Below are 21,593 nucleotides of genomic sequence, written 5' to 3'. Positions count from 1 at the left end.
CTGCGCCTCATCCCGCCGACGGCGCCCAAGCAGGGCTGACCCCGGCGCTCAGTCCCGGCCGCCCTTGTCCGAGGACGGCCACACCCCCGTAGAACGCTCGATCGCCTTGGCGCCCGCGCGGTCCACCGCGCTGCGCACCACGGCGAAGATGGCGCCCTGGATCGCGGCTGCCAGCAGCACCTCGCCCCAGCCGCGGTCCTTGTCCAGCGCGTCGGGCGCGTCCTCCTCGTGCCGGATCGCCATCCACGTCTTGCGGAAGGCGAGTCCGGCCAGCCAGCCGCCCGACCAGCCGAGCACGAAGCCCAGGGGCTGATAGGCGAGGGACATCTTCTTCTTCTTCGCCACTTGGATCTCCTCGGTACGTGGGGGATGGGGAAACGGGGGTCAGGGGGTGTGCGCTGCCGGGCCGCGCTCCTCGGCGCGCACCGGGCCGGGAGGAGTGCCGTCACCGAACGGCCGGCCGCCCAGCTCCTCGCGGTGATGCGGGGTCGGCCGGCCGGACAGGTCCGGCCCCAGGGGCACCGCGCGGGTCGGGTTGATGCCCGTGTGCATTTGGTGAAACGCCGCTCGGTGTGGTCGAAGTCGACGGTGTCGCCGAATCCGGGCGTCTGGTACAGGTCGCGCGCGTACCCCCGGAGCACCCGGTCCTCCGTCAGCTTCCAGCGGTTGCACCTGAAGTGGCTGTGGTAGACCGCGTCGAAGCGGACCAGGGTGGTGAACAGCCGGAGGTCCGCCTCGGTGGGGGTGTCGCCGGCGGGGCAGCGCTGCCGCTCCAGCGGCAGCGCGAGCAGCTCGCCGCCGGAACACGCCCGCGCAGGCGGCCTCGTACTCCTCCTGCTCCGGGGCGGAACCGGGCCGGTGGACGCCGTTGTTGACGTCCTCGCAGACGTCCGCCATCACCTCGTCGATCTCGTCGCGCAAGCCCTCCGGGTACAGGTCCGGCGCGCCGTCCCGGTGCAGGGCCGTCCACTCGGCCGCGAGGTCGAGCGTGAGCTGCTGGTAGTCGCTGGTGACCGGCTTCCCGGCGGGCACGTCCACGATCGCCGGCACGCTGACACCACCCGGACAGCCGGTCTCCCGCCGGTCGCAGGCCTCACTCAGGTGGCGGATGCCCAGCACCGCATCGTGGCCGTCCGCGTCCAGCGTGAACCGCCTGCTGCGGTCGTCCTGGATCGGGTCTGCGACGGCCGGGGACAGCGCGTCCTCCAGACCGAGCAACCGCCGGGAGACCAACGCGCGGCTCGCCCACGGGCAGGCGCGGCTCACGACCGGGTAGCGGCCGGCCTCCACCGGCCAGCGGTCCCGGCCGTCCGCCGTGATCCGGTCCGCGAAATGCGTCTCGGACCGCTTGAACGCCCTCCTTCCACAGGCACGGTCGCCGTCGTCGCTGTTCATAGGGGTGTCCTCCTCTGCCGTCCGAGTTCCGTGGTGAACGCGTTCCCCGTTTTCCGCGGTCGGCACGGTATGAGCACCGCCGACCGGGGCAACCGCCCGGGGTGAGTGAACAAGGATCTGATCGGAGGACCCGCGTCACCGTGCTGGTGGCGCTGGCGGCCAACCTGGTGATCGCGGCCGCCAAGGCCGTGGGCGGCCTCGCCGCGGGATCGCCCGCACTGCTGTCGGAGGCGGCCCATTCGGTGGCCGACAGCCTGAACGAGGTGTTCCTGCTGGCGGCCCTGCGCCGCAGCCGCCGCCCCGCCGACCGGCGTCACCCCTTCGGCTACGGCAAGGAGCGCTTCTTCTGGTCGCTCCTCGCCGCCGTCGGGATCTTCGTCATGGGCGGGTGCTTCTCCTTCTACCAGGGCGTCGAGGCACTGACGAGCGGAGGGGAGGAGGAACTCGGCGGCTACGTCGCCGGCCTGATCGTGCTCGGAGTCGCCCTCCTCGCGGAGGGCGGCTCCCTGCTGCGCGCGCTGTACCAGGTGCGCCGGCAGGGCGGTGCGGGCGAGGGGATGAAGGACCCGGCCCTGCGCACGGTCGTCGCCGAGGACGGGACCGCGGTGCTGGGGGTGACGCTGGCCATCGTGGGCATGGCGCTCCACATGGCCACGGGCCAGGTGGTGTGGGAGGCGGCCGCCTCGCTCGCCATCGGCGCGCTGCTGGTCTACGTCGCCTACCGGCTGGGCCGTGAGGCACGCGACCAGCTGATCGGCGAGGCGGCCGACCCGGAGTGCAGCGGACGGATCCAGGCCGTGCTGGAGGCGCAGCCGGAGATCGACAGCGTCGAGGCGCTGTTCACGATGAAGACCGGCCTCGACACGGTCCTGGTGGCCGCCCGTGTCGACCTGGCGCCCGGCCTGGACAGCGAGCGCGTGGAGGACGTCGCCGTCCGCATCAAGCGCTCCGTCGCCCATACGGTGCCCGAGGCCGACCAGGTCTTCCTCGACGTCACCGACCGGCTCGCGAGGGAGGCAGCGCAAAGCCCCGCCGCGACGGGGGAGCGCGGCGGGGCCTGACCTCCGCGTGCCCCGCACGGAGGGCTTCATGCACAGGGGGGTGAGAGATTCTCCGGACCGGCTCCCTCACGTCGGCCGCCCGCACCGGGCGGCCGGCCCGCCGGTCACCCTTCCTCGACCGGCTCCAGCACGAACACCGGGATCTCCCGGTCCGTCCTGCGCTGGTAGTCGGCATAGGCCGGGTACGCCGCCACGGCGCGTTCCCACCACGCCGCCTTCTCCGCGCCGGTGACCTCACGGGCCGTCATGTCCCGCTTGACCGGGCCGTCCTGGAGTTCCACGTGCGGGTCGGCCTTGAGGTTGAAGTACCAGACCGGGTGCCGTGGCGAGCCACCGAGGGACGCGACCGCGGCGTAGCGTCCCTCGTGCTCCACCCGCATCACCGGCGTCTTGCGCAGCTTCCCGCTCCGGGAGCCTCGCGAGGTCAGGACGACCACCGGCAGCGTCGTGCCCTGCAGCGTCGTCCCACGGGTGCCGCCGGAGCTCTCGTACAGCTCCACCTGGCGGCGCACCCACTCGGTCGGACTGGGTTCGTACTCACCCTCGAGAGGCATGACATCCGTCCCATCGTCGCGTCGCGTCCACGGTTGACCGCTGCCCTCTGCAACAGCGGCACGCCCCGGAATCATCCGGACGGCGGTGGTGCTCACCCGGGTGCCACCGCCATCCGCGCGACCAGGGCCGTCATCACCGCGCTCGCCACCAGCGCGGTCGCCAGTCGGCCCCGCCGGCCCGTCAGCGACCGGCCCAGCAGGGCACCGCCCCCGGCGAGCAGCACCTGCCAGCTCGCGGAGGCGGCGAAGGCGGCCAGGACGAAGACGCCCTGCTCCACGGCGCCGGACGGGCCCGCGGCCCGGGAGCCGAGCACGAGTGCCGCGAAGTAGATCACGGTCGTGGGGTTGAGCAGCGTGATGCCCAGGAGCCCGGCACAGGCCACGCCCCAGGAGGTCGCCGGACTCGTCGGCTGCTCGGTGGGCGGGGCCGAACGGTACAGCGGTGTCCCGCACTTCGACTCCAAGCGGCACATCGAGCGGTACCTGGCCCGGGCGGGCCCCGGGGGAGCGGGGGCCGCCCGCGCGGTGAGCCGCTGGCCGCGGTACTCGCGCAGCGCGCTCAGCCCACCCCGCGCCGCCAGCCCGAGCAGCACCAGGACGCAGACCTGGCGCAGTGGGCCGAGCGCCGGCCGCAGCGCGGCGGCCAGGGCCGAGCCCCCGAGGGCGGCCGCCGGGGCGTACAACCCGTCGGCGGTGGCGACGCCGAGCGCGGCGCAGACCCCGGTGCGCGGGGAGGTACGGGCGGTGAGGGAGACGAGGTGGGCCCCGACCGCGCCGACCGGAACGGCGATGCCGTACCCGGCGAACAGACCGGCCACGAGCGCGGCGGTCACGACCGGGGCAGCGTCGGCTCTCCGCGGTGGCCGGACCGCTGCCGTCGGCGCCCGGCACGGACGGCGAGGGACAGCGGCGGCGGGCTGTGAAGGAAGACATGGCCGGATCCTGTGCCCTGCCCGCCCTGCGGACAACCGGTTCTCGCCCCCGCCCCACCGGAGCGCACACCGTCGCTCCCGTGAAGCCGCCTCCGGTCGCCGCCGCCCGGACGTCAGCACGGTGCTCCCCGGCCACGTTGCACCCGCCACCGATCTGGCCGAACTTCGCGTCGCCCTATAGGTGCCTAGGGCATCTAATGGAGATCGGCACGACGCTCCCTCCCTCTGCGAGGTCTTCATGACGGACACGACCGCACCCGTCGCCTTCCCCCAGAGCAGGACCTGCCCCTACCACCCGCCCGCCGCCTACGAGCCGCTGCGCGCCGAGCGCCCCCTGACCCGGAGCACCCTCTTCGACGGCCGCGAGGTCTGGCTGGTCAGCGGCCACGCCACCGCCCGCGCCCTGCTCGCCGACCCCCGCCTGTCGTCCGACCGAGACCGCCCCGGTTTCCCCACCCCCACCGCGCGCTTCGCCGGGATCCGCAACCGCCGCACCGCCCTGCTCGGCGCCGACGATCCCGAGCACCGCGACCAGCGGCGGATGGTCGTCGGGGACTTCACCCTCAAACGGGCCGTGGCCCTCAGGCCCCGCATCCAGGAGATCGTGGACGAACGGCTCGCCGCGATGATCGCCCAGGGCCCGCCCGCCGACCTGGTGAGCGCCTTCGCGCTCCCCGTGCCCTCCATGGTGATCAGCGCCCTGCTCGGCGTCCCCTACGCCGACCACGACTTCTTCGAGGCCCAGTCGCGGCGGCTGCTGCGCGGCCCGGAGACCGCCGACGTGCTGGACGCCCGGGACCGGCTGGAGGAGTACTTCGGGGAGTTGATCGACCGCAAGCGCGAGCACCCCGGCACCGGCCTCCTGGACGACCTGGTCCGGCGTCAGGCACGCGACGGTGGACCGGACCGCGAGGGCCTGATCGCCATGGCCCTCATCCTCCTGGTCGCGGGCCACGAGACGACCGCCAACATGATCTCCCTCGGCACCTTCACCCTCCTCCGGCACCCCGGGCGCCTCGCCGAACTGCGCGCGGACCCGGAGGTCATGCCGGCCGCCGTCGAGGAGCTGATGCGGCTGCTGTCCATCGCGGACGGCCTGCTGCGCATCGCCGTGGAGGACATCGAGGTGGCCGGGACGACGATCCGCGCGGGCGAGGGCGTGGTCTTCGCGACCTCGGTCATCAACCGCGACGAGACGGTCTACGCCGAGCCCGACGCCCTCGACTGGAACCGCCCGGCCCGCCACCACGTCGCGTTCGGCTTCGGCATCCACCAGTGCCTCGGCCAGAACCTCGCCCGCGCCGAACTGGAGATCGCCCTCGGCACCCTCTTCCGCCGGCTGCCCGCGCTGCGCCTGGCCGCCCCGGCCGAGGAGATCCCCTTCAAGCCGGGCGACACCATCCAGGGGATGCTGGAACTCCCCGTGACCTGGTAAGGGCGCGCCGCACATGCGTATCGACATCGACAAGGACGTCTGCATCGGCGCGGGCCAGTGCGCCCTCACCGCCCCCGACGTCTTCACCCAGGACGACGACGGCTACAGCACCCCGCTGCCCGGCCGGGAGGACGGCGGCGGCAGTCCGCTGCTGCGGGAGGCGGTCCGCGCCTGCCCGGTGAGCGCCATCACCGTCTCGGAGACGATCGGCTGACGCCGGGTCACAGAGCGCCCAGGAGCAGCAGCCGGGCCGCCTCGCGCGCCTCGACGGCGGGCCCGGCGCTCCGGTGACGCCGGCTCCCGGTCCCGCCGCTCCAGATGCGCTTCCACCAGCTGTTCCCTCGCCGGGAACAGCTGGTACAGCCACTTGAGCCCGACTCCCCGCCAGGTCGCCGGACTTGGGGTCGCTAGGGTTCCCGGGTGACCGCACAGACCACCCCCGGGACCTTCCTCTACGTCGTCGTCTGCGCCGCCGGCGTCGCCGCGGACGTCGGCACGCTGATCACCGCCGCGCGGGAGCGCGGCTGGGAGGTCGGTGTCATCGCCACACCGGTTGCCATGAACGGCTTCTTCGACGCCGCCGACATCACGGCCCGGACGGGCCGCCCGATCCGGTCCGCCTGGCGCACCCCCGGCGAACCCCGCCCCTTCCCGGCACCGGACGCCGTGGTCGTCGCACCCGCCACCTTCAACACCGTCAACAAGTGGGCCGCCGGCATCGCCGACACCCTCGCCCTCGGCACCCTGTGCGAGGCCGCGGGCCTCGGCGTGCCGATCGCCGTCCTGCCGTGCGTCGCCGACGCCCTGGCCGCCCACCCGGCCTACCGCGACAGCGTCGAGCGGCTGCGGGGGATGGGCGTGCGGTTCGCCCGCCCGTACGACGGTGAGCCGCGGGAGGACGGCGGCCGGCCGGAGTTCGCGTGGGAGACGGCGCTGGACCTGCTCGCCCGCGGCTGACGGCCGGGAGCAGGCGCCTTCGGGCGCACACCAGCGCGGACGCTCCTGGCACCCCTCCCGAAGGCAGGAGCAAAGCGACGCGGTACGTGACGCTCGATGCCCTGCCCTTCCGGCGGGCAGGTCGATGGGGTCCCCGCGGCGCGAACTCCGTGCCGCAGTGCTCCGCGCCCTCGCTCCGCGCCAGCACGACCCGCGTTCCGCTCATCGTCAGGGTGCGGTAGAACTCCCCGATGCGCTCGGCCGACCGCCCCACGTAGTGCCCGATGGACGACCGGCGGAACCGATCACCCGTCCGGTTCGGCTGCGCCCCGTGCACCAGAATGCCGTTGAAGAGCAGCACGTCAAGGGGTGCATGCCGGCCGCCACGGCGGTGAGCCCGGGCGGCGGCACCTACAGGACGTCGCCCTGTCACCGTCCCGCTTCGCGCACCTCTTCAGCGCCCAGCTCTGCCAGTCACCCATGCGGGCACTGCACGAGGCCCGGCTGTGGCACGCCGCCCGACTGCCGGAAGGCACCGACCTGCCCGTGGAACGCGTCGCCACCGCCTCGGGTTTGGCCAGCCCTTTCCACTTCGACCGCGTCTTCCGCGAGCGCTACGGGGTGCCGCCCGGCGCCTGCCGGACCGTGCACGGCGGCCCGTCCACCGGCGGCGCAATGGTTTTCCGGTGACCTCGCGAGCGGGGCGAGAACACACCGCGAAAAACGGGCGGATCACGCGGGAACCCCTTTCGCCAAGCTGGTTGACATTCTGTCAAAAAGGCTTGGTCGCAACCACGGTGGAAAGAACCTCAGGATCGCTTGTTCCCTGTTGCTGACCTGTGTAAAGGTGTGCCGTGTCGGCGTGCGGACACCACGCCTTTCTTTCGTACGCGCGAGGGCCGCCGCGCCGCCATACCGCTTGGTACGGACTATATTCCGCATGTCCTTGAGAGGAATGCAGCCGTGAACGACGCAGGTCCGTCGAATTCCCCTGCCCCGGCCCGCAGGCTCGGCGCGACGGACGAGCAACTGAGCGCCGAGCTCAGGAAGTGGACGGGGGCGACCCCCGCGCTCCACCCCGTCGGCGAACTGCTGGACCGGCACTGGGAGGCTGCCTTCGCCTACGCCCGGCTCTGCACCGACGGCCCGCGTTCGGCGGGCATGCTCACCACCGCCGCGTTCACCCGGCTCTTCGGCGAGAGCCTGCGCCAGAACGGCCCGACCTCGGCCTGGCGCCCCCATCTCCTCGTGACCGTACGGCGCATCGCGGCCGAATGGGCCGGTGACCACAGACGCGACATGCTCCACCCCGACCTGCTGGCCGGGACGGCACAGGGGGAGCGGCCCGCCGCCCGGCTGCTGCCGCCGCAGCACCGGCGCCTGCTGTCCGGGGCGTTCCAGCGGCTGCCCCAGTCCGCCCGCTGCCTCCTGTGGCACGTCGAGGTCGAGGCCGAACCGTCTGCGTCCCCGGCCGCCCTGCTGGGCCTGGACGAGGAGGGCGCGCGCGTCGAACTGGGCCGGGCCCGTGACCGGCTGCGCGAGGAGTGCCTGCAGCTCCACCGCGAGCTCGCTCCCGACGACGTGTGCCGGCGCTATCTGCGCCTGCTGGACGTGACGTACCGACGCGGCGGGCTCGACATCGACCCCGATCTGCGCGCGCACATCGAGGGCTGCGGGCACTGCGCCGCCGCGGCGGACCAGCTCGACTGCTTCAACCACGTGCTGGGCGTAGCGCTGGCGGAGGCGGTGCTGGGCTGGGGCGGAGCGCAGTACGCCGAGGGTCGGCTGCACGCGGCGGGAACCGTCCTCGACGGCGGGACGCCTGCGGGGCAGGCCGCCGCGACGTCCGCGCGTCCCGCGCTCGCGGATCCCGACGCGGCCCCTGCCCCGGCCGGACTCGCCCACGAGGACTTTCCGGACCCCGTGGCGGTCGCCCGCGAGGTCTTCCCCGACCCCGCCGCTCCCGCCTTCCCGGACCCCGTCGGCCTCACCGGCACGATCGGGGAGTCCTTCACCGACCCGGTCGGCACGGCGGGCGCACGCCCACGGGACGGTGAGCACGACGCGCCCCGCACCCCCTGGCCCCACGACGGCTTCCCGCCCCCACCGCGTGTGGCGTCCCGGGGGCAGGAGACGTTCCCACCCGCGCCCGCGCCTGCTGCGGCACCCGGAGGGCAGGACGGCTTCGCGTCCTCCCCGAGTGTCGAGGTTCGGTGCGAGGAGGCTTTCCCCCTCGGGCAGGAGGCTCTCCCGCCCGGGCAGGTGGGATTCCCGCCCGCGCCCGCTGTCGGGCCCCGGGGGCAGGAGGATCTCCCGCCTCCGCCCGCTGTCGGGCCCCGGGGCCATGCCGGTTTCCCGCCTCCGCCCGGGCTCGCTGTCCTCGGGCAGGACGGCTCACCACCACCCCCCAGAGCCGCCCGCCGTGCCGTGCGCCGTGCCGCGCCACGCGTCGCGCCCCGGCCGCAGGACGACTTCACCGCCGCAGCCGACGCCCCGCGCCGGGCGGGCGACCGCACCGCCTCCGGGCCACATGCCGTCGGCCCCCGTACCGCCGCGCGAAGGTCCGCCCAGAAGGCGGCCCGCCGCGCCGCCCGGCGCCGTCATCTCGCCGTGGGCATCCTGACGGTCATCGGGCTGGTCGCCCTCCCGCTCGTCCTGTGCTCCATCGGCACCTCGGGCGACGGTGCACCGGCCGGCGGGGAACAGTCGGCCGAGAAGTCACCCGACCCCGGCAAGAGCGGGGGAACCGAGGATCCGTCCTGGGCCGGAGCGGGGGACGGCGAGAAGGGCGCCCTGCGCGGACGGCTGCACAACGTCTCCTCGGATCTGTGCGTCGGCCTCGACGGCGGCAAGGCCGTCAAGGGCGCGGAGGCCGAGCTCACCGCCTGTTCCGCGGCGTCCGTCCAGCAGTGGACGTACGAGGCCGACGGACTGCTGCGCAGCGGCGCGGCCCCCGACCTCTGCCTCGACTCGCGCCTCGGCTACTCCGTCCGGCTGGCCCCCTGTGCGGGCGCGTCCCAGCCGGACACCAGGAACGTTCGCCACGACTTCACCCTCCAGGGCGCCCTGGTGCCCCGCTGGGACCAGGACCTCGCCCTCGCCCCGGCCGCGACCGACGGCTCGGGGGCCCTGGTCGTCAAGACGCGGACGCAGGACGAGGTCCAGCGCTGGGTGATCGACACCACCAAGGCGGACCTGCAGATGGAGGCCGTCAAGTGGGACGCCACCCAGGCCCCCCGCCCCACGCCGACCCCCACCCCGACCCCGTCGAGGAAGCCGAAGCCGGCACCCACGCCGTCCGCGACCCGGACGGCACCGCAGCCGTCACCGGGCAGCCGGGGCACCACCGAGCCGCCCTGCTACCGCTACGGCCTTTCCTGCGAGGAGGACGGCGGGTACGGATAACCCCGCTACGGATATCCGGGACACGGATACGGCGGCCACGGGTACGGCGACGGCGATGGCGGCTACGGGTGCGGCGGCTGCAGCGACGGCCGACGCCACTGACCGGTGCGCGCTTCACGCCCCCACGACGGCCAGCGACAACCACAGCGCCACCACGGCCGGCACCAGCGCCGCCGGTACCGCGAGCAGGCCGAGCCGGGTGAACTCCCCGAGGCCGACCCGCTGCCCGTGCTCCTGCACGATCCGCCGCCACAGCAGGGTCGCGAGCGACCCGGCGTAGGTCAGGTTCGGGCCGATGTTCACGCCCAGCAGCACGGCCAGCACGGCACCGGGACCGGCCCCGGTGCTCAGCGGGAGCAGCACCAGCACCGCAGGCAGGTTGTTGATGAGGTTCGCCAGGACGGCGGCGACCGCGGCCACACCCAGCAGCGTGAGCAGGCCCGAGCCGTCGGGCAGCACGCGCCGGAGCGCGCCGGCCAGCCCGTTGTCCACGACCGCGCGCACGACCACGCCGAGCGCGAGCACGAACGCAAGGAAGGCCGGCGCCGCCGACCTCACCACCGCCACCGGCGTGGCCCGCCGCCGCAGCAGCGCACGTCCCGCCAGGACCAGCGCCCCGGCCAGCGCGGCCCACGCCGGCGCGAACCCGGCGGCCGAGGCGATGACGAACCCGGCGAGCGTGCAGCCGACGGTGATCAGCGCGAACAGCGGCAGTTCGGGGGGCGGCCCGGGCTCGGGCGAGGGGAGCGGGGCCTTCAGCTCGTCGTCGAAGAAGCGCCGGAACACCAGGTACTCGGCGGCGATCGCGACCAGCCAGGGCAGCGCCATCAGGGCCGCGAACCGGGTGAAGGTCAGCCCGCTCGCGGTGTAGGCGAGCAGGTTGGTCAGGTTGGACACGGGCAGCAGCAGCGACGCGGTGTTCGACAGGTGGGCGCAGGCGTACAGGTGGGGCCGGGCCCGGACGCCCATGCGGGTGGCGGTGGCGAGCACCACCGGGGTGAGCAGGACGACCGTGGCGTCCAGGCTGAGCACGGCCGTGACGACCGAGGCCAGCGCGAACACCGCGGTCAGCAGCCGTGCCGGGCGTCCGGCCGCCCAGCGCGCCATCCACGCCCCGCACGCCGTGAACAGTCCCTCGACGTCGCAGAAGTGGGCCAGCACCAGCACGGCCGCGAGGAACCCGACCACGGGTCCGAGCCGCTGGACCTCGTCCCAGGCGTGGCCGGGTGAGATCACTCCGGTGGCGACGGCCAGCGCGGCGGCCGGTACCGCCAGCACGGCCTCGGGCAGTCCTCTCGGACGCAGCACGGCCCAGGCGAGCACGGCGGCCAGGAGCGTCACGGACAGGGCTGCGGAGAGCGGGGCGTTCAGGGCGGGTCCTCCGGGACACGATCAGGTCGAGCCCGCCCATGAAACCAGGCGCCGGTAAGAGAGCCGCAAGGACCCTCGGCAGGTCAGGGGCCGCTGCCCGGCGCCAGCACCGTCAGGAAGACGGAGGACGCGTTCCCGCCGACGGGCACCACGCCCGCCGTCCAGCGCACCCTCAGCGGCGTGCGCTCGTCCGGCGGGGTCACCAGCAGCGCCGCCGGCACGGCGGTGCGCGCGCCGCTGGTCTCGGGACTGGCGTACCGCAGTCCCGCCCACGCGCTGTCGCCCGGTGCCAGCCGCACCTTCGCCGGCTCGCCCGGCGTGCGCTTGGGATCGGGGCCCAGTTGCCGGCCGGAGACGTCGACGAACGCGGCGCCCGGATAGCCGTACAGGGTGCAGGTGCGGGCGGAGACGTTGGTCAGCACCACGGGGAAGTTCCGTTGCCCGGCTCCCGGATCCATGCGGCCGACGGAGGCGCGCAGCTGCTGGCTGTGGCACCGGGTGACGGGGGCGGGCATCCGCTGTGATGCGGTCTCGGTGCGCTGCTCGGCTCCGCAGGCGGCCAGCGCGCCGAGGACTGCGAGGGCGCTCGCGCCTGAGGCCGCCCGGCGTACCGACGGGGATCGTGTGGCCATGTCCCTCCGGGTGTCCGTCGTGCGCGGCGGGAAACGGGCCGCGTCAGATGTCCTCCAGGAGCGCCAGTTCCGCCCAGATCGTCTTGCCCTCGGCGGTGTGCCTGCTGCCCCAGCGCTGGGTCAGCTGGGCGACCAGGAGCAGCCCGCGGCCGCCCTCGTCCCAGGTCTTGGCCCGGCGCAGATGCGGCGCCGTTGGGTTGGTGTCGGACACCTCGCAGATCAGCGTGGAGGCGTCGTGGATGAGCCGGAGCCGGATGGGCGGCGCGCCGTAGCGGATGGCGTTGGTGACCAGCTCGCTCACCACCAGTTCGGCGGTGAACGTGGCCTCCGGCATGCTCCAGCGTTCGAGCTGGTCGACGACCTGCTTGCGGATGGGGGCCACCAGCGCCGGATCGGCCGGGATGTCCCAGGTGGCGACCTGGGCGGACGGCAGGCCGCGGGTGCGGGCCAGCAGCAGGGCCACGTCGTCCGCGGAGCCGCTCGGCGGCAGCAGTGTGCGCAGCACGCGGTCGCAGGTCTCGTCCAGCGAGTCGGAGGGGGCCGACAGGGCCTCGCGGAGCATGCGGTGGGTCGTGTCGGCGTCCCGCTCCCGGCTCGCCAGCAGCCCGTCGGTGTGGAACGCCAGGACGCTGCCTTCCCGCAGCTCCACCTCGGCGCACTCGAACGGCAGCCCCCCGACCCCCAGCGGCGGGCCCGAGGGCAGGTCGAGCTGCCGGGCCGGTCCGTCCGGCGGGACGATCAGGGGCTCGGGGTGGCCGGCCCGGGCCAGGGCGCAGCGGCGGGACACCGGGTCGTAGACCGCGTAGAGGCAGGTCGCGCCGACCTCGCCGGCGGCCGCGTCGGTGCCGGACTCCCCGGAGAGCCGGACGACCAGGTCGTCGAGATGGGTGAGCAGCTCGTCGGGGGCGAGGTCGATGTCGGCGAGCGTGCGGACCGCCGTACGCAGCCGGCCCATGGTGGCCGAGGCCTGGATGCCGTGGCCGACGACGTCCCCGACGACCATGGCGACCCGCATCCCGGACAGCGGGATCACGTCGAACCAGTCGCCGCCCACACCGGAGCGGGTGGCGGGCAGGTAGCGGGAGGCCGCCTCCACCGCCGCCGTGCGCGGCAGGGTACGGGGCAGCAGGCTGCGCTGCAGCGTGAGGGTGGTCTCGCGCTCACGGGAGTAGCGGCGCGCGTTGTCGATGCAGACCGCGGCCCGGGCCGTGACCTCCTCGGCGAGCAGCACGTCGTCGTCGGTGAAGTGCTCACGGGTGCGGAAGCGCGTGAACACCGCGACACCGAGGGTCGTGCCCCTGGCCTGGAGCGGGACGGACATCGTCGAATGGATGCCGTACTCGCGGACGCGCCGGAAACGGACCGGGTCCCAGGCGGGCCACCCCTGCACCTCGCCGCCGTTCCCGGAGGCCACGACGGTGTGACCCGCCGCCAGTGAGGCGGCCTGCGGGGAGCTGCCCGGGTAGACGTAGACCTGGCCCGGCCTGGCGACGGCCTCCGGACTGCCCTGGTTGACGGACTGGTGGGCGGCGCGGCGCAGGCTCACCGGGGGGACCGGGGGGACCGGGGGGACCGGGGGGACCGGGGGACCGGGGGGTTCGCCGTCGTCGTCCCGCGCGTCGAGCAGGTCGACGCTGACGAAGTCGGCGAGCGCCGGGACGCAGACGTCCGCCAGCTCCTGGGCCGTGCGGGTCACGTCGAGCGTGGTGCCGACGCGCACGCTGGCCTCGTTGACCAGCTGCAGCCGCTCGCGTGCGCGGTACTGGGCGGAGAAGTCGTGGGCGGTCACGCACACGCCCCGCACCCGGCCCGCGTCGTCGGTGAGCGGTGCGAGCCGGGCCAGCCAGGCGTCCGGCCCCCGGGGCTCGCCGGTGGCCTTCATGAACGACTGCAGCTCCAGCCGCCGCCCGGTGCGCAGCACCCGGCGCAGGTACTCCTCCAGCTCCCGGTTCTGCGGCCGGCTGCCGATGTCCGTCGGCCGCAGGCCCCGCACACGGCCGGCGGGCAGCGCGAGGAGGGCCGCCATGGCGTCGTTGACACCGCGCAGCCGCAGCCGCTCGTCGAAGACCATCGTGGCGCAGGGCGACCGCGTCAGGGCCGCCCGCATCAACGGGTCCTCCGGCAGGTCCCGGTCCGGCGCCACGCGCGGGGACACGGCGAGCCAGTCGGCCGCCGAGGCGCCCGGCCGCCTGCTGTGGGCGAGGACCCACACGGACAGCGTGTGACCGTCGCGGTGGCGCAGCTCCAGCGTGCCGCTCCAGCGGGCGTTCACGGGCGCGGGCACCTCGGCGCCCTCGGCCAGCAGCCGCGCGGCGGGCCGGCCCACGACCTCCGCGGCCGTGTGGCCCAGCAGACGGTGAGCGCCCTCGCCCCACTCGATGAGCGTGCCGTCGGAGGCGATGACGGCACGCGCGGCCACCTCGTCGTCGAACGGCTCGTCCTGGCTCATCGTCGCGACTCCATACGGACACTCACAGTGATCAGGGAGGCCAGCCGTGTTCCAGACTAGTCCGTGGAGGCCCGGCACGGACGGGCGACCCCTGTGCCGCCCGGCCCGGCGCGGGCGGGGCGGGGATCGGGACGAAGCGCCCTCCGGACCGAAGGGCGCTCGCGCACCCTTGACGACTCTGTGTGACGCCTCGACAGAATCCGCAGGGCCGGGTGCCGGTCGATCACGGGCGCACCCGCCGCTGAGACCGGGTGGACGTCTCCTTCCCCGTGGACGCCCCGCACAGCCTGCCCGCGGCGCCCGAGGTGGCGGTGTGGAACGGGACCGGCCGCCCGTGGCGGTCCGTGCGGGACCCGCGCTCGACCGGGCGACCGGCTCCGGTACCCCGACCGGGGCCACCTTCGCCCCCGCCCGCGGCTCCCGGATCCGGCCCCCGCCGACCAGCCGCCGCCCGGACGAGGCGCGGGGCGCGATCCGGATCACCCGGCGGGAGACCCCGGCCGCCTGAGCCCCGCCGCGCGACGGCCCGGACGGGCGTCGGGGCAGCCGTTCCTGTCCGAACCGTTGACGGCGTGTCACCTCTGCCACACCATGGCTGCGTCCGCTCTGGGAGCGCTCCCATCCTCGGCGCCACCCGTCCCTCCCCACAGGAGCCCAGACGTGAAACGACGCAGAACCGCCCTGCTGTGCCTGACCGCCCTCCTGGCGACCGCGCTCACCGCGCTGCCCTCGGCCCCGGCCGGGGCCGAGGAGGTCGAGCAGGTCAGGAACGGCACCTTCGACACCACCACCGACTCCTGGTGGAGCTCGGACAACGTCACCGCCGGTGTCTTCGACGGCCGGCTCTGCGCCGACGTCCCCGGCGGCACGGCGAACCGCTGGGACGCCGCCGTCGGGCAGAACGACATCACCCTCGTCAAGGGCCAGACCTACCGTTTCTCCTTCAGCGCGACCGGCACGCCCGCCGGGCACGCGGTGCGGGCGATCGTCGGCCTGTCCGTGTCGCCGTACGACACCTACCACGAGGTGACACCGCAGCTCAGCGTCTCCGGCGACACCTACTCCTACACCTTCACCTCGCCCGTCGACACCGCTCAGGGCCAGGTCGGATTCCAGCTCGGCGGCAGCCCCGACGCCTGGCGCTTCTGCATGGACGACGTGTCGCTGCGGGGCGGGGTGGCGCCGGAACCGTACGAGCCGGACACCGGGCCCCGCGTCCGCGTCAACCAGGTCGGCTATCTGCCCGCCGGGCCCAAGAACGCCACCCTGGTCACCGACGCCACGGCGAAGCTGCCCTGGGAGCTGAAGGACTCCGGCGGGACCGTGGTGGCCCGGGGCACGACCGTGCCGCGCGGGATCGACGCATCCTCCGGACAGAACGTCCACTCGATCGACTTCGGCGCCTACCGAAAGAAGGGCTCGGGCCTCACCCTCGTCGCCGACGGCGAGACCAGCCACCCCTTCGACGTCGACGCGAAGCCCTACGAGCGGCTCCGGCTGGACTCGGCGAAGTACTACTACACCCAGCGCAGCGGCATCGCCATCCGCGACGACCTCCGGCCCGGGTACGGCCGCCCGGCCGGGCACGTGGGCGCGGCACCCAACCAGGGCGACACGGACGTGCCCTGCCAGCCCGGCGTCTGCGACTACTCCCTGGACGTCAGCGGCGGCTGGTACGACGCCGGCGACCACGGCAAGTACGTCGTCAACGGCGGCATCTCCACCTGGGAGCTGCTGAGCACCTACGAGCGCGCCCGGCACGCCCGCACCGGCGACGCCCGCAAGCTCGGGGACGGCACCCTCGCCGTCCCCGAGAGCGGCAACAAGGTCCCCGACCTCCTCGACGAGGCCCGCTGGGAGCTGGACTTCCTGATGAAGATGCAGGTGCCGGACGGCAAGCCGCTGGCCGGCATGGCCCACCACAAGATGCACGACGAGCAGTGGACCGGCCTGCCCCTGATGCCCGACGACGACCCGCAGAAGCGGGAACTGCACCCGCCGTCCACCGCCGCCACCCTGAACCTGGCCGCGACGGCCGCGCAGGCCGCCCGCCTGTACCGCTCCTACGACAGGCCGTTCGCCGCCAAGGCGCTGGCGGCCGCCCGCAAGGCCTGGGCGGCGGCGCTCGCCCACCCCGACCGCCTCGCCTCCGAGAGCGACGGCGTCGGCGGCGGCGCCTACGCCGACAGCGACGTCGGCGACGACTTCTACTGGGCGGCGGCCGAGCTGTACCTCTCCACGGGGGAGAAGCAGTTCGAGCGGTACGTCCTGAAGTCCCCGGTCCACACGGCCGATCTCTTCAAGCCCGTCGGCTTCGACTGGGCCCGCACCGGTGCGGCGGGCCGGCTCGACCTCGCGACCGTGCCGAACAGGCTGCCCGGCCGGGACGCGGTGCGCCGGTCCGTCGTCCGGGGCGCCGACCGCTACCTGGCCACCCTGAAGGCACAGCCGTACGGCATGCCGTACGCGCCCGACGGCAACACCTACGACTGGGGCTCCAGCCACCAGGTCCTCAACAACGCCGTCGTCCTCGCCACCGCCTACGACCTCACCGGCGCCGCCAAGTACCGGGACGGCGCACTGCAGAGCATGGACTACATCCTCGGCCGCAACGCGCTGAACATCTCCTACGTCACCGGCTACGGCGAGGTCAGCGCCCAGAACCAGCACAGCCGCTGGTACGCCCGCCAGCTCGACCCGAACCTGCCGAACCCGCCCCGCGGGACCCTCGCCGGCGGACCGAACTCGAGCATCCAGGACCCCTACGCACAGAGCAAGCTGCAGGGCTGCGTCGGCCAGTTCTGCTACATCGACGACATCCAGTCCTGGTCGACCAACGAGCACACGATCAACTGGAACGCCGCCCTGACCCGCATGGCCTCCTTCGTGGCGGACCAGGGATAGGGGACGGGCGACCGCCGGGTGCCGGAGGGGTCCGCACGACGGGACGCCCCCCCCGGCACCCGCGCGTGGCCCCCTTCCCTGGACGCGGTGCGGGTCGGCGGCGTCGAGGCCGCGTACGACCGGGTGGGCGAGGGACCGCCCCTGACGCTGGCGCACGGCCCCACGGCAGACTCCCGCCTGTTCCGGCGGCAGATGGAGGACCCGGCCGACGCGTTCACCGCCGTGGCCTGGGACGAACCGGGCGCCGGGCGCTCCTCACGTCGAAGGGGGCGCGGGCGCCGGGTGCGGTGGTCTCGGTCATGGGCGCCTCCCTCGGACGCGTTCTCCCCTGCGAGCCGGCCAGGGCCCCCGCGTGTGACATCGCGCGGCCGTGGTGTGACCCACATCTCCCGGACCGGCCGCCGGATTCCTTTCGTCGGTACCGTTCCACCTCTGCTCCGACCTGCGGATATTTACCAGCGAGTACCCGAGCGGTACCGTGAAGGCATGCCAGCTCTCAACGTGGAGTTCAGCGACCGCGAGCTCGAGGACCTGCGGCAGATCGCCAAGGAGCGCGGTACGTCCATGAAGGCGCTCGTGCGGGAGGCGGCCGCGGCCGACATCGCCCGCCACCGGGCGCTGCAGGAGGGCGCCGAGGCCTTCCGCCGGTTCTTCTCCACCCACGCCGACGAGTTCGCCGCCGCCTTCCCCGACGACGAACCGCCCGCCAAGGGCGAAGGACGGGCCGCCTGACCCATGGCACCCGTTCTGCACATCGACGTGCCCTGGCTGCTCCAGCGCCACGAAGAGGTCCTGCCGGACCAGCCCGTGATCAACGACTTCTCCGCGCTGGTCGCCGCCGTCGCCCGGCACCGTGTCGACCCGCCGCGCCTCGGGGTGAAATCCGACGCGGCCTGGCGGGCCGCCGCACTCCTGCACACCCTCGCCGTCCTGCGCCCGCTGCCCTCGGCCAACGCCCGCTTCGCCTGTGCGACCGCGGTGGCGTACATGTTCGTCAGCGATGTCGGCATGGATCCGCCCTACGGCGCCCTGGTCGACCTCGCCCGGGACCTGATGTCCGGCACGACCGACGTCTACGGGGCGGCGGACCGGCTGCGTTCCTGGCAGATCTGAGGACGAGCGGCGCACGCACCGAGGTCGCCCGACGCGCACGGGGCCCCTGGACATGTCGAAATCCGAAACGGTCCACGTACGTGCGTTCGCCTTTCCGGCCTCCTGGCAATGGCGCGGATGTCATCCGTCCGCCTTGTTGCTGGTGTGGCGGTTGTGCAAGAGTGACCGCGCGTGCGGGGGGAATGGCCGGGTGTCGCACGCGATGTGCAGACCGACTCCGATTCACCACCGGTGAATTCGCACCCCTCCCGCGCCGCGCCAAAGAGGTACGCACCCACCGGGCCTCCCTTTTCGGCGACAGGACTTCTGTGTCACATGCCTGGGAAGGAACCATCTCAGTGCCCACCCCCCACCCCTCTCGTCCTCCGTTTCCCCCGCCCGGCGGGGACCCCGGGGAATCGGACGAAAGCCTCGCCGCCCGGCTGAGAGGCAGCCCGGAGGGCTCGGTCGCCGCCCATTCCGTCGCGCTGCTCATGGCGCGGCACTGGCAGTCGGTCCACGACTACGCGGTCATCTGCCTCGCCTCGTCGGCGCAGGTCGCCTCCATGGTCACGGGAACGGCGTTCCACCGGACGCTCAACCGCCTCGCCTTCGGCGACTCGGCCGTCGCGCTGCGCCCTGCCCTTCTGGTGACCGTGCGCGACACGATCCGGGAGTGGTCCGGCGACGATCGAATATCGGCCGTTCTGCCCGCTCTGCAGAAACCGGCCGGAGGGCGCGGCCTGCGCGCCGCGACATCCATGACGCCGGAAAATCGCATCGTCGCGGAGCGGGCATTCCAGGTACTTCCCTCCGCCGCACGCTGTTTGCTGTGGCACGTCGAGGTGGAGGCGGACCCCATCAACGTCGCCGCCGGTCTGCTGGGCATGGATACCGACCTGGCGCCGGCCGCACTCGAACAGGCGCGTGACGCATTCCGCGAAGGGTGTGTGAGGGCCCATCGCGAACTCGCGCCCACCCAGGACTGCCGGTTCTACAACCGCCTGCTCGACATCCCGATCCGCCGGGGCGGCGCCCTGCTGCCGGACGTCCAGGAGCACCTGGGGGAATGCGGCTACTGCCGGAACGCGGCCGAGCAGCTCGGTCACTTCGAGACGTCGATCGGTCCGCTGATCGCGGAGGCGGTGCTCGGCTGGGGCGCCCGCCGCTACCTCGACTCCCGGTGGGGCCGGTCCCCGCATGGCCCGAAGGGCGCCCGCCCCGGCGGACGCTCCGGCGGGCGGCGGGCCACCGGACGGCGGCCCCGGCTGCTGTCCAGGATCCCCGTCTCCGTCCGCCGGGTCCCGCGCGTCCCGGAGCCGCTGCGGTCCTCGCGCGCCCTCCTCACGGGCGCCGGCGCCGTTTCGGCAGGGGTGCTGGCGACCGTCCTCATCATCAGCCCGTCGTCCTACGACGGCGGCGAGGCCGACCCGGCCGGGTCCAACAGCGCCGCCGGCGGCGACGGCGCCACCTCGGTGTCGCCGCCCGGCACCGCGGGGCTTCCCACGGCCGCGGGCGTGACGCGGCTGCGCAACACCGGCACCGACCTGTGCCTCGACATCCGGGACCTGCCGAAGGAGGGCTCGGGGACGAAGCTGGCGGAGTGCACCACGGTGTGGACCCAGCAGTGGACGTACGAGAAGGACGGGTTGCTGCGCAGCGTCGCCGATCCGGGGCTGTGCCTGGACTCGCACAAGGACGCCGGCGTCGTGATTCTCGGTACCTGCGCGGAGCAGGATGCCGAGCGGGGCGACGACGTGCGCTACGACCTCACCGTGCGGGGCGAGTTGCTGCCCCGCTGGGACGAGCAGCTCGCCCTCGCCCCGGCCGACGACGAGCCGGACGCCGACGTCGTCGTCAAGGTCCGCGACCGCTCCGGCGGTCAGCGCTGGCGGGCGGAGCCCATACCGGCGGCGGGGTCCCTGTCCATCGAGGAGCGCCGGAGCCCGGCGGCACGGCGGGTGACCGTGCCGGACGGCCGGTCGGAGTGAGCGGAGGGCTCGGGCCTCGGCGGGGCCGCGCGGCGGGGCCGCGCAGCCCCGCCGTCAGGCCGGGTCCTCGACCAGGTCGCCCGCCGTGACCGTCCCCCGCTGTGGCGTGCCCCGACAGGGCCAGCGTCAGGTCGAGTTCGGCCAGCAGGCAGCGGACGACGTGCTCGACGCCCGCCTGTCCGTCGAGGCCGAGGCCGTACACGTAGGGCCGGCCGACCAGGACGGCGCGGGCGCCCAGGGCGAGCGCCTTGAAGACGTCGTCGCCGGTGCGGACGCCGCTGTCGAACAGGACGGTCAGCCGGTCGCCGACGGCTTCGGCCACCCGCGGCAGTGCGTCGGCCGCCGCGACGGAACCGGCGACCTGCCGTCCGTCGTGGTGGGAGACGACCACGCCGTCCATGCCGGCGTCCGCGGCCAGCCGCGCGTCGTCCGGGTGGAGCACGCCCTTCAGGACGATCGGCCCGTACCAGTGCTCCCGCAGGAACTCCAGGTCCGGCCAGGACTTGGCCGGGTCGGAGAACATCCCGACGAAATGCATCACCGCCACGTTCGGGTCCTCGTGCACGGGCTTGGCCAGACCCGCCCGGAACGCCGGGTCGGAGAAGTAGTTGGCCGTGCCGACGCCGTGCAGGAACGGCAGATAGGCCTGGTCGAGATCGCGGGGCCGCCAGGACAGCAGCGGCGTGTCCAGCGTGACGACCAGCACGCTGAAGCCGGACGCCTTCGCCCGCTGCAGGAAACTACGGGCCACCTCCGGGTCCTTCGGCCAGTACAGCTGGAACCACCGCTCGGCGTCGCCCATCGCCTCCGCGACCTGCTCCATGGGCCTGCTGGAGCCGAGGACAGGATGTACGGCACGCCCTGCGCCGCCGCGGCCCGGGCCACCGCCGGCTCGGCGTCCGGGTGCATGATCGACAGCACACCGACCGGGGCCAGCGCGAGGGGCGCGGGCAGTGCACGGCCCAGCACCTCGACCGACAGGTCCCGCTCGTGCACGTCCCGCAGCATGCGCGGCACGATCCGGCGGCGCTGCAGGGCCGCCCGGTTGAAGCCGTCGTGGTCGGCGACGGCCCGGCGGACGTGGTCGCTCGGCCAGTCCGACAGGAACGACTCCCCGTCCACCGGGACGTTGGCGTCGACGAACACCACGCGCCCCAGCCGGTCACCGATCCGCCCGGCGGCCTGCCCGACCGGGACGCCCGCGTAGCTGTGCCCGACCAGGACCACGTCGCGCAGGTCGAGGCGCTCCACCTCGTCGACGACGTCCCGCACGTGCGCCTGCTGCCCGGACGGCCTGCTCTCCCGTTTGTCGGCGAGGCCCGACAGCGTCAGCGGATGGGCCTCGTGCCCGGCACCGCGCAGCTCCGCGGCCACCTCGTCCCACGCCCACGCTCCGAGCCATGTCCCCGCCACCAGTACGAAGTCGGTCATGCCGG

The 21,593-nt window shown here is 74.0% G+C and carries 16 protein-coding genes and 5 pseudogenes; 11 read left to right on the top strand and 10 right to left on the bottom strand.

The genetic code is table 11. The annotated features are described in order from the left end of the window. Window positions 1-48: 48 nt before the first annotated feature. On the bottom strand, window positions 49-345 hold the full coding sequence (locus ACFW6P_RS16675; protein WP_386424007.1) for a DUF4235 domain-containing protein: 297 nt from the start codon (window positions 343-345) through the stop codon (window positions 49-51). 39 nt (window positions 346-384) lie between these two features. Next, window positions 385-1,395: pseudogene (locus tag ACFW6P_RS16670) on the bottom strand (glutathione S-transferase C-terminal domain-containing protein). 140 nt (window positions 1,396-1,535) lie between these two features. Between ACFW6P_RS16670 and ACFW6P_RS16665 the strand changes: the two are divergent. Further along, window positions 1,536-2,456 carry a cation diffusion facilitator family transporter gene (locus ACFW6P_RS16665; protein WP_386359879.1) on the top strand — a complete coding sequence of 307 codons (921 nt, stop codon included), beginning with the start codon at window positions 1,536-1,538 and terminating at the stop codon, window positions 2,454-2,456. A 104-nt stretch (window positions 2,457-2,560) separates the two neighbouring features. Here the strand turns inward: ACFW6P_RS16665 and ACFW6P_RS16660 are convergent, their stop codons facing one another. Further along, window positions 2,561-3,010 (bottom strand): nitroreductase family deazaflavin-dependent oxidoreductase, encoded by a 450-nt coding sequence (locus ACFW6P_RS16660; RefSeq protein WP_386359881.1) that lies wholly within the window; start codon window positions 3,008-3,010, stop codon window positions 2,561-2,563. 92 nt (window positions 3,011-3,102) lie between these two features. Then, window positions 3,103-3,843: a LysE family transporter gene (locus ACFW6P_RS16655; protein WP_386424005.1), complete on the bottom strand. Its 741-nt coding sequence runs from the start codon at window positions 3,841-3,843 to the stop codon at window positions 3,103-3,105. Window positions 3,844-4,180: 337 nt separating this feature from the next. Here ACFW6P_RS16655 and ACFW6P_RS16650 point away from each other — a divergent pair, with 337 nt between their 5' ends. Next, complete coding sequence (locus ACFW6P_RS16650) at window positions 4,181-5,377, top strand: cytochrome P450 (protein WP_386359884.1); 1,197 nt, start codon at window positions 4,181-4,183, stop codon at window positions 5,375-5,377. 13 nt (window positions 5,378-5,390) lie between these two features. Then, a complete protein-coding gene (locus tag ACFW6P_RS16645) occupies window positions 5,391-5,591 on the top strand; it encodes a ferredoxin (protein ID WP_386359887.1) in 201 nt (66 codons plus the stop codon). Between the two features lie 89 nt (window positions 5,592-5,680). Here the strand turns inward: ACFW6P_RS16645 and ACFW6P_RS16640 are convergent. Continuing rightward, window positions 5,681-5,758 (bottom strand): annotated as a pseudogene (locus ACFW6P_RS16640) (TetR/AcrR family transcriptional regulator); the annotation flags it as partial. Between the two features lie 39 nt (window positions 5,759-5,797). Between ACFW6P_RS16640 and ACFW6P_RS16635 the strand changes: the two are divergent. After that, window positions 5,798-6,334, top strand: coding sequence for a flavoprotein (locus tag ACFW6P_RS16635; RefSeq protein ID WP_386359889.1), 537 nt, complete (start codon window positions 5,798-5,800; stop codon window positions 6,332-6,334). 124 nt (window positions 6,335-6,458) lie between these two features. On the opposite strand, the pseudogene ACFW6P_RS16630 reads toward ACFW6P_RS16635, so the two are convergent. Further along, window positions 6,459-6,721 (bottom strand): annotated as a pseudogene (locus ACFW6P_RS16630) (phytanoyl-CoA dioxygenase family protein); the annotation flags it as partial. A gap of 9 nt (window positions 6,722-6,730) precedes the next feature. Here ACFW6P_RS16630 and ACFW6P_RS16625 point away from each other — a divergent pair. Together ACFW6P_RS16625 and ACFW6P_RS16620 are read left to right on the top strand one after the other, a co-directional pair. After that, window positions 6,731-7,003 (top strand): annotated as a pseudogene (locus tag ACFW6P_RS16625) (helix-turn-helix domain-containing protein); the annotation flags it as partial. Window positions 7,004-7,276: 273 nt separating this feature from the next. Continuing rightward, the gene (locus ACFW6P_RS16620) at window positions 7,277-9,718 is read left to right on the top strand and encodes a ricin-type beta-trefoil lectin domain protein (RefSeq protein WP_386424003.1); all 2,442 of its coding nucleotides are present in this window, start codon (window positions 7,277-7,279) and stop codon (window positions 9,716-9,718) included. A gap of 114 nt (window positions 9,719-9,832) precedes the next feature. Here ACFW6P_RS16620 and ACFW6P_RS16615 read toward each other — a convergent pair whose 3' ends face one another. The 3 genes from ACFW6P_RS16615 to ACFW6P_RS16605 all read right to left on the bottom strand — a co-directional run bounded on the left by ACFW6P_RS16615 (window position 9,833) and on the right by ACFW6P_RS16605 (window position 14,170). After that, window positions 9,833-11,059 carry an SLC13 family permease gene (locus tag ACFW6P_RS16615; protein ID WP_386355431.1) on the bottom strand — a complete coding sequence of 409 codons (1,227 nt, stop codon included), beginning with the start codon at window positions 11,057-11,059 and terminating at the stop codon, window positions 9,833-9,835. Between the two features lie 113 nt (window positions 11,060-11,172). Further along, on the bottom strand, window positions 11,173-11,721 hold the full coding sequence (locus ACFW6P_RS16610; RefSeq protein ID WP_386424001.1) for a DUF4232 domain-containing protein: 549 nt from the start codon (window positions 11,719-11,721) through the stop codon (window positions 11,173-11,175). 43 nt (window positions 11,722-11,764) lie between these two features. Further along, window positions 11,765-14,170 (bottom strand): SpoIIE family protein phosphatase, encoded by a 2,406-nt coding sequence (locus ACFW6P_RS16605; protein ID WP_386423999.1) that lies wholly within the window; start codon window positions 14,168-14,170, stop codon window positions 11,765-11,767. Window positions 14,171-14,483: 313 nt separating this feature from the next. Here ACFW6P_RS16605 and ACFW6P_RS16600 point away from each other — a divergent pair, with 313 nt between their 5' ends. From ACFW6P_RS16600 to ACFW6P_RS16580, 5 genes are all read left to right on the top strand, one after another. After that, complete coding sequence (locus ACFW6P_RS16600) at window positions 14,484-14,678, top strand: hypothetical protein (RefSeq protein WP_386355422.1); 195 nt, start codon at window positions 14,484-14,486, stop codon at window positions 14,676-14,678. Between the two features lie 152 nt (window positions 14,679-14,830). Beyond that, complete coding sequence (locus ACFW6P_RS16595; RefSeq protein WP_386355419.1) at window positions 14,831-17,074, top strand: glycoside hydrolase family 9 protein; 2,244 nt, start codon at window positions 14,831-14,833, stop codon at window positions 17,072-17,074. A gap of 486 nt (window positions 17,075-17,560) precedes the next feature. Beyond that, a complete protein-coding gene (locus tag ACFW6P_RS16590) occupies window positions 17,561-17,806 on the top strand; it encodes a hypothetical protein (RefSeq protein WP_062930854.1) in 246 nt (81 codons plus the stop codon). A gap of 3 nt (window positions 17,807-17,809) precedes the next feature. Then, complete coding sequence (locus ACFW6P_RS16585) at window positions 17,810-18,187, top strand: toxin Doc (protein ID WP_386355416.1); 378 nt, start codon at window positions 17,810-17,812, stop codon at window positions 18,185-18,187. 338 nt (window positions 18,188-18,525) lie between these two features. Beyond that, window positions 18,526-20,157: an RICIN domain-containing protein gene (locus tag ACFW6P_RS16580; RefSeq protein ID WP_386355414.1), complete on the top strand. Its 1,632-nt coding sequence runs from the start codon at window positions 18,526-18,528 to the stop codon at window positions 20,155-20,157. Between the two features lie 54 nt (window positions 20,158-20,211). Here the strand turns inward: ACFW6P_RS16580 and ACFW6P_RS16575 are convergent. Beyond that, window positions 20,212-21,588 (bottom strand): annotated as a pseudogene (locus ACFW6P_RS16575) (alpha/beta fold hydrolase). Window positions 21,589-21,593 lie beyond the last annotated feature (5 nt).

It is taken from the genome of Streptomyces sp. NPDC058741, from assembly GCF_042746715.1.
GTDB lineage: Bacteria > Actinomycetota > Actinomycetes > Streptomycetales > Streptomycetaceae > Streptomyces.
This window is presented reverse-complemented; position numbering and strand designations above follow the sequence as displayed.